The organism is Paenibacillus xylanivorans (assembly GCF_001280595.1).
Classification (GTDB): Bacteria; Bacillota; Bacilli; order Paenibacillales; family Paenibacillaceae; genus Paenibacillus; species Paenibacillus xylanivorans.
In genome coordinates this window covers 164,940-172,782 of the sequence record NZ_LITU01000075.1, presented here as the reverse complement: position 1 = coordinate 172,782, position 7,843 = coordinate 164,940, and the positions used below count along the sequence as shown (strand labels likewise).

Here is a 7,843-nt window from a genome sequence, read left to right as displayed (position 1 = left end):
CCCCAACCCGCCAGTTTCCTACAGGAGCAGTCCTTGGTCTGGGCAGACGGAGAGCCATACTTGAATGGGCTTCGGAGCGAAATGCCGTCATTATTGAAGATGATTATGACAGTGAATTTCGCTGGGGTGGCAGACCGATTGAACCGCTCAAAGTACTCGATCGTGAACAACGGGTCATCTATGTGGGTTCGTTCTCACAAACGATGGTTGCATCTTTCCGGCTTGGCTACGCGGTTCTACCGCCCAGTCTGGTGCAGCCACTGATCGCTGCAAAAGCACTGTACGAACCAGTACCTCCTGCCCTTCTGGAGCAGCGTGCACTTGCGAAGTTCATGGCCCGAGGAGGGTATTTGCGCCATCTAAGACGATTAACCCGTTTATACGGGGAACGGCATGCCTTTTTTGTCAGAGAGATGGAGCGGGAATTACCGGAGACCTTCATTATGCAGCCTGGGGATGCTGGATTGCATATTTATGCTACATGGAAGGGGAATATTGAAAGTTATGAACGGTTCAAGGCACTGGCTCTGGAAGAAGGTGTTGTATTCCGCGATGCGATGCGTTATCGGCTGACTCCAGGTCCTCCGGCTGTGTGTTTTGGCTTTGCACATCTGGAGAAAGAGGAGATTCAAGAGGGGATCCGGCGAATGCGGTTAGCATGGGAGAAGTGCATATTTTCGTTTCGGTGAATTCCGCTGTATAATGGAATAAGGCGTTTCGCTCCAGCAGGAGCAGAAATCATATATAAACGGATACGGCATCAATATTGATGCCGTATGCGGAGAGATTAACTTTCAAGGGGGAGTGGCGACATGCTGCAGGCATCGCCGTCATCTTTTGTTATTTTGCCCGCCGTCGCCAAAATTGTCTGCGAACCGGGATGGAAGTGGCAGAAGCGGGAAAAACCGATGCAAAACTATGACTTATTTTATGTATGGAGTGGTGAAGGGACCGTTGTGCTGAATGACCGGTCGTATGAAGTTGGCAAGGGTAGTTGTTTTCTGTTCAGGCCAGGCGATCATCCTACTGCAACACATAACAAGCAAAAACCGTTGGTACTTACGTATATTCATTTTGATGTAGATATACCCGTTAATGATGTTCCCCAGTCCTATCGTGAGGTGCTGGAAACGGTGGAATTCGAGCATTTGCTGGCTCGGTATGTAAGACTGTTCCTATCCGATGTATATGGACGGGATGAAGAGAGTCGGTTGATTCTGAAACAGCTGATGATTCATTTGTTGCGCGCGGACACGGAAGCTCCTGTGGAGAAAAAGGTAAGCAACCAGTTGTCTGATGTCATCCAGGAGGTTGCTAACTATGTACGCCAGCATCCGGGGATAACACATCGCGTGGAAGACCTCGCTGCCAGGGCTGGATTATCGCCTCGATACTTCTCGATCAAGTTCAAGGAATTGATTGGTTCGTCCGTGCAATCCTATATCATTCGCATGCGCATTGAGCGGGCCGAGCATCTGCTGGTGCATACCGGCATGAATGTGACCGAAGTGGCAGATGCCCTTGGGTACCGGGATATCTTTTTCTTCAGTCGTCAGTTCAAGCAGTATACCGGCAAAAGTCCGTCCGAGATTCGATAGGGCCTCTTTGTCCGGTAGAATATGGCAACGTTTCAATTCTGGGAAGCAGGGGTAAGTATGTAGCATTCCAGACGATCGAAAGGGGGAACTTGTGATGAACGGAAAACGTCGGGTCCGCAACCGGGGATGCTCTATAAAGGGCTTTAATCTTTTCCGGAACCGCCTGCGCCGCAGCAAACCGGCAGAGGAAATGCAGGACGTATGGTTTTAAGAAATGGTCAGAAAAACCAATATGACGAAGTTTAGCTTCGTATTGCATGTATACATGAAATGAAAAACGGGATATATCTGGCTTCTATAGAACTGAAGCAGATAGTCGGATTCTCTGATCAGTAAAAGGTACTCATAGCCTGGACACTTTACCCTAAGAAGGTGTTCCGGCTGCGAGTACCTTTTTATATAGGTAAATGTTCTGTGTAATCTCTTTCTTTATATTAGAAATTAAAAAAGATGACTCCTGTTATTCAGGAATCATCTACTTATTGCTCAGTGGAGGGGCTTTAACCGACCGAGCAATTCTCCCATTTTGACGGAGTCACCAGGCTGCAAGCCTGGTTTCGGTTCGAATGTGCCACTCTGCGTTAACAGTACGACGGTGGAACCGAATTCAAAATATGCGAGATCATCGCCTTGTGCCCAGGAACTTACATCCGTACCGGCGTACTGTATGCTGCTCACATTCATTGCGCCTACTTTCACGACAGCAACTTCTCCAAAATCATGAGCAATATACGTAATGAGCCGTTCGTTTCGACTCAGCACCGATTTCATATGGGTCAGGCCAAAATCATTTACGGGATAAACCTTGCCCTTAATATGTTCACTCTCCATTCGGCGACCACTAACAGGTGCATGAATGCGATGATAGTCGCGAGGACTGAGGTAAAGGACAAATGCATAGCCGTGCTTGTACTTCTCCAGATGCGGTGAGTGGTTTAATAATTCAGCAAGTGTATAATTTTGTCCCTTAACATTCAGGAGAGTTCCAGCAGATACCGGACCGGCTGCCGTGATTTTGGCATCTACCGGACTGATCAATGCATGTTCTGAAAGTTCAAGCGGGCGCATGCCCGGTTTAAGTTTACGGGTAAAGAAATCATTCAATGAACGATATTCCTTCCAGTCTTTTTCAGCTTCCTGAACAGGGATGTCGTAGGTCCGGACAAAATAAGGGATAAATGCCTTGCTTCCCCGGCTCTTGGAGAAGGCTCCCACAGTCCGGGAGATCCATTTGCGAGAAGAAAGCTCGGTCATTAACCGCAACAGCGTTTTTGCCATGAATATCCCCCTTAGGGTTAGTGCGAACTTCAAGGCCGGCAGGACCGGCCGTTCTGCATAATATTGACACAGAATGCCCACGAAATCAATACAGGCCCCTATCGTACGTCTGGGGTTGCCGCGGTATGCGCGAATTCTGCTCCAGCAGCAGACGTCCATATGCCATCGGTTGCCGGTAGCTGGCTTTCCAATGCTCCGTCATCCCGGCCTTTCGGAAACCGTAGCGTTGATCCCTTCCGTTGCATTCGATAAAATAAATCCGCCCGCTCTCTGTTATCCCCAGATCAAGCCCAAGATCCGCAAGATGTGGCAGGCTCGAAGCCAGCGTCCGTGCGATTCGGAGCCCCACAGACTTGATTCTGGCCTCCAATTCAAGTAAATGCCAGTCGGATTCCTCAGAGCCAAGGGCTTCAGCCAGCGTCATGACTTTGCTGCCTTGGGCGATATTCGTGACAAACGTATGAGCCGGAGCCACCTTGGCGAATATGCCCGTGATCCCCCACAAACCGTCATTGCCCCGTTGCACGGATACTCGCAAGTCTACGGGTCTTCCTTCATAGCGAACCAGAGGAATGCGCTCTTCAATGAGATAAGCATGACGGAAAATACGGCGCAGGGTGGCCGAAGGCAGTTGTCCCTTATTCAGTCGAAAGGTGGCCCATCCCTTGCGTGAAGTCCTTGTCTCACATGTCAGTTTCCATTGACCATCCTTTTGGAAGATCCGTATAATACCGTGTCCGATGCTTCCGCTGCATGGCTTGATCACCAGATCATCGTAATGTTCCATCATATATGCCAAAGACTCAGGTGTAGCTTTGACCGCACGGGGGAGATGTAGCCTGAGACTGGGGTCCTGATAAAGCATCTCGTGAATGTGGTCTTTGCGGTATCGATTGCGTACATTGTATACCTGTATGCCCTGCAACAGCAGTTGGGTCACCTGATGCTGCTCCGTACGGCGAAGCTGGAGAGCCCGATTATGAATGACGGGGGGCAATGGCATTCTTTGACGAACGTATATGCCCTCCTTTTTTACATAAGCAATACAGGTTTTGGTGTCCAAATCCACGTCTTCCAGCCGCAAAAAACAAGGGGTTAATCCATAACAGGCCGCTGCCTGTTCAACATTCGCGAGTGATTCCTGACCCGTCCTTCCAGTCGGTATCCCCCGGTACATGCGTGAATCGAACATAATACCGATCGTTTCTTGTAGCATGACCGTTCCTCCTTCAATGTTATCGCGACCATGGATCGTCCATCCATGGAATGCCGGCCTGTCACCGCCTGGTTGGACATCACGATAACGCAAGCCGGAATCATGATGCTTCGATATGCACTAACATACATGTATTTATTAGCCTTCCGATTCCATTCAATCCAGGTAGATGTGGGTTACAGTGCGGATTGGAAGTCATTTTACGAATGTATACAAAATGCTTCTGGAGTATCGTATGACATTGCTGGGTCAGGGGCGTGGACAGCCGCCTTTCATCAATAGCCGTGCACAGCCTATTTCGCTATAGACAGGTACATCACTCGCATGTTTGACTCCTACATTTACCCAATGTTATTGGCAAAAGTCATGATTTGAAGTGGCAGATGCCTATATCGAAGCATATGATGCCGGAGACGAACGTCAGAGGAAGGAGCTAGCTGCATGAGTAAAAAAGGCAATAAGAAGGTTTCTACGCCGAAACTGCGGCATGTGAGTCCCCAATTCAAGGAACTGGATCTGACCAATCGACGGTCAGACACAATGAGCTCAGGTTTCACTTCGAATAGGGAAGAACGCTTGAATGCAAATAAACGGGAATCGAGGGCCATTCAGGCATCAGAAGAATATCTATCCGATTCAACAGAGTTACCTGCTTCCACAAACGAGCTGGAAGACCTAGAGATCGTAGCCAAAACGATCAAGCCGGAACCCGAACCCGTAGAGTCTGATAGTGAGGAAGTCGTCATGTCGCAAGATAGTCCGGAAAAGCAGATTCAGGTCAGCAGCGTTGCTCCCCCTGTTCTGGAAGAAGAGCAGGGCATAAACACGCAGGAAGCAGCTGCTCAGGATCGGCTGAAGATCCTAAATCAGAATCAGATGCCGGGTCATACCGGGCATTTTATCTACACGGATGACTTGAGTGAATTTGCTGTTACGGAGAGCAAACTCGCTCCTTTCTCTGTGGATGCCTCCAAGCTGAAACCGGATGCGGTCGGCAGTGAAGCATTGCAGGATTATGCGGTGACCAGCATTCACATTGCAGACGGGGCAATTGTTTCCGCCAAACTTGCGGAAGCGTCCGTATCCGAGGAGCACCTGATTGACGGCTCCGTATCTGGTCACAAAATACGAAATGCTTCTATTGCCGGTGAGAAAATCAGAGATGGCAGCATTACTTCCCAGAAGCTTGGCAACCAGGTAATCGATTCAGCCAAAATTGCCGACGGTTCCATCGGCACAAGACATCTCAGCCGCATGCTGGTTACAGAAGAATTAATCAAGAATCATGCCGTAACTGGAGACAAGATCGCGATTAGCGGCGTGGATACAAGGCATCTCACCGGAGGAGCTGTGCATACCTCCAAACTGGCTGACGATGCGGTGACTACATCCAAAATTCGTGAAGGTGCTGTCACAGGCAGCAAAATCGAAGAACAATCCATCGAGTCTCACCATATTCAGGCAGGTGCTGTTAAACAGACACATCTGGCAGAAGGGGCTGTCGGTCGTTCACAACTATCTAGTGGCAGTATTGGAAGTGACCAGATTGAGGATGGATCTATACAAACAAGACATTTAGCTGAGGGTTCGCTAAGTGGAAGACATCTGCTGGACGGTTCCATCGGTTCAAGCCAGATTCGCGCTTATGCAGTTGGCAAGGAGCAGATTGGCAATGGAGAAGTAGGCAGTGAGCATTTGACGGATGGTGCCGTAACCAGCAGCAAACTGGCAGACCAGTCTGTTGGAACAGCAAAATTGCTGGAACAGTCGATTACGGCCTCCAAGATTTCTGATCAGAGCGTCATTTCTTCCAAAATTGCGGATGAAGCTGTACAGGGCAAACATCTTGCCAAAGGGTCCATTCGTTCGGAACACATTGCGAATCGGGGAATCACGCCAGTCCATGTGGACAATTCCGCAATTCACTCCATTCACATTGCAAGTGGAAGCATCGAGGCAACTCATCTGTCTACCGGAAGTGTGTCCGGAGATGCTCTCGCAGATGGCGTGGTTTCTGAGCGGCATCTGGCAGAGTCAGCTGTAGGTACGTATGAATTACAGGATGCTGCAGTTACAGATGTTAAGCTCGCGGATGGAAGTGTGACGACAGAAAAACTTGGAACGGCTTCGGTTAGCAGCAGAGCGCTTGCCCCCGGGAGTGTCATATCCTCGCATCTTGCGAGCGGTGGAGTCACAGGCACACATCTGGCTCCAGGCAGCGTGGGTTCCGAGGCCCTAAGACCTTATGCAGTGAAATCGGAGCACCTGACAGAACATGCCGTAGGGGTACATCATCTTCAGCCGGGCAGTGTTGAAACGGATGCTATTGCACGGGCCGCGGTCACAACAGACAAATTGGCTCCTGGTAGTGTAACTTCAGCCCAGATGGCTGGCGGATCCATTTTTCCGCCTCATCTGACAGATCATGCGGTTACCTCCCCCAAGCTCTCACCAGAGAGTGTTGCCACGGATAAACTGGCGGATTTTGCTGTCACGTCAGCCAAACTTTCAGACGGCAGCGTGACTTCTTCCAAGATTATGGCAGAAAGCATTAATGCCAAACATATTCCAGCAGGAACCATTCGCGGTTATCACCTGAAGCAGCATGCCGTTTTACTGGAACACTTGTCGGAGGAAGTACGTTCACCGGAATTATTCGCTGATGGGAGTATTACGGGCAACAAACTGCGGCATGGGTCCGTAACTTCGGACCATTTGACAGCAGATTCGGTATCCGGGACAGAATTACAACAGGAGGCTGTAGGTAGCGAGCACTTGATGCCATCCGTTGTACAATCCGTCCATCTGGCTGAAGGAAGCGTGAAGTCTGACCATTTGGGAGCTCATGTAGTGAACTCACAGCATCTGAAGGCAGACATCATTCATGAGGAGCATATTGCTGAACAGGTGGTCACATCCCATCACTTGGCACCTGGATCTGTGGAAACAGACCATCTGGCACCGTTATCCATTACAGCGGCTCATCTTCAGCCAGGTTTGATCAGTGGTTTGCATCTTCAGGCAGAGTCGACAAGTGCGGTTCACCTGCAGCAAGGAGCGGTACATTCCCGTCATATTCAGGATGGTGAGATTCTTCCTCATCATATCCATGAACGCAGCATCGGTACGTCTCATCTGGAAGAAGAAGCAGTAAGTACGATTATATTACAGGAGGAATCTGTAACACGCTCCAAACTGGCGAGTGGTAGTGTTGATGGCAGCAAATTAGCCGCAGGGGCAGTATCGGCTACCCACATTGCAGACGAAAGTGTGCAAACCCGCCATATCCAGGAAGGAGCAATTCTTGCTGATCATATTCAAGAGTGCAGTATTAGCTCAATTCATCTGGAAGAGCAGTCAGTAAGTGCGGTTCATTTGCAAAATGGATCTGTAACGAATGACAAATTGGCGGATAACAGTATAAACGGCAGCAAATTGCTCGAAGGTACGGTATCGGGGCTCATATCGCATCCGAAAGCGTGCAATCCGCGCATATTCAGGCAGGGTCCATCCATGCTGACCATATTCAGGAGCGAAGCATTGGCACATCCCATCTGGAAGAGGAAGCCGTAAGTGCGGTTCATCTGCAAAATGAGTCGGTAACGAGTGCCAAACTGGCGGACGGCAGTATAAACGGCAGCAAGTTACTCGAAGGTACGGTAACCGGAATTCATATCGCATCGGAAAGTGTACAATCCGGGCATATTCAGGCAGGTGCCATTCATGCGGGTCATATTCAGGAGCGCAGCAT

At 49.5% G+C, this 7,843-nt stretch carries 5 protein-coding genes and 1 pseudogene; 4 read left to right on the top strand and 2 right to left on the bottom strand.

What is annotated here, in order from left to right; genetic code table 11:
* Positions 1-689 (top strand): aminotransferase-like domain-containing protein (locus AMS66_RS24090; RefSeq protein WP_144424603.1); only part of this gene is annotated, 689 nt, incomplete at its 5' end.
* A gap of 123 nt (positions 690-812) precedes the next feature.
* Positions 813-1,598: a helix-turn-helix domain-containing protein gene (locus AMS66_RS24085; RefSeq protein WP_053783204.1), complete on the top strand. Its 786-nt coding sequence runs from the start codon at positions 813-815 to the stop codon at positions 1,596-1,598.
* 486 nt (positions 1,599-2,084) lie between these two features.
* On the opposite strand, the gene asd is transcribed toward AMS66_RS24085, so the two are convergent.
* Positions 2,085-2,876, bottom strand: a complete 792-nt coding sequence (gene asd, locus AMS66_RS24080) for an archaetidylserine decarboxylase (RefSeq protein WP_053783203.1) — start codon at positions 2,874-2,876, stop codon at positions 2,085-2,087.
* 85 nt (positions 2,877-2,961) lie between these two features.
* Positions 2,962-4,092: a YheC/YheD family endospore coat-associated protein gene (locus AMS66_RS24075; RefSeq protein WP_053783202.1), complete on the bottom strand. Its 1,131-nt coding sequence runs from the start codon at positions 4,090-4,092 to the stop codon at positions 2,962-2,964.
* 441 nt (positions 4,093-4,533) lie between these two features.
* Here AMS66_RS24075 and AMS66_RS24070 point away from each other — a divergent pair, with 441 nt between their 5' ends.
* Both AMS66_RS24070 and AMS66_RS32480 read left to right on the top strand, forming a co-directional pair.
* The gene (locus AMS66_RS24070) at positions 4,534-7,665 is read left to right on the top strand and encodes a hypothetical protein (RefSeq protein WP_053783201.1); all 3,132 of its coding nucleotides are present in this window, start codon (positions 4,534-4,536) and stop codon (positions 7,663-7,665) included.
* Positions 7,572-7,843, top strand: a pseudogene (locus AMS66_RS32480) (hypothetical protein); the annotation flags it as partial. The gene AMS66_RS24070 and the pseudogene AMS66_RS32480, both read left to right, overlap by 94 nt.

Bases quoted from the DNA above. Each gene is read 5' to 3' on its own strand.
- AMS66_RS24085 (WP_053783204.1), top strand. From the start codon at position 813: ATGCTGCAGGCATCGCCGTCATCTTTTGTTATTTTGCCCGCCGTCGCC.
- AMS66_RS24075 (WP_053783202.1), bottom strand. From the start codon at position 4,092: ATGCTACAAGAAACGATCGGTATTATGTTCGATTCACGCATGTACCGG.
- asd (WP_053783203.1), bottom strand. From the start codon at position 2,876: ATGGCAAAAACGCTGTTGCGGTTAATGACCGAGCTTTCTTCTCGCAAA.
- AMS66_RS24070 (WP_053783201.1), top strand. From the start codon at position 4,534: ATGAGTAAAAAAGGCAATAAGAAGGTTTCTACGCCGAAACTGCGGCAT.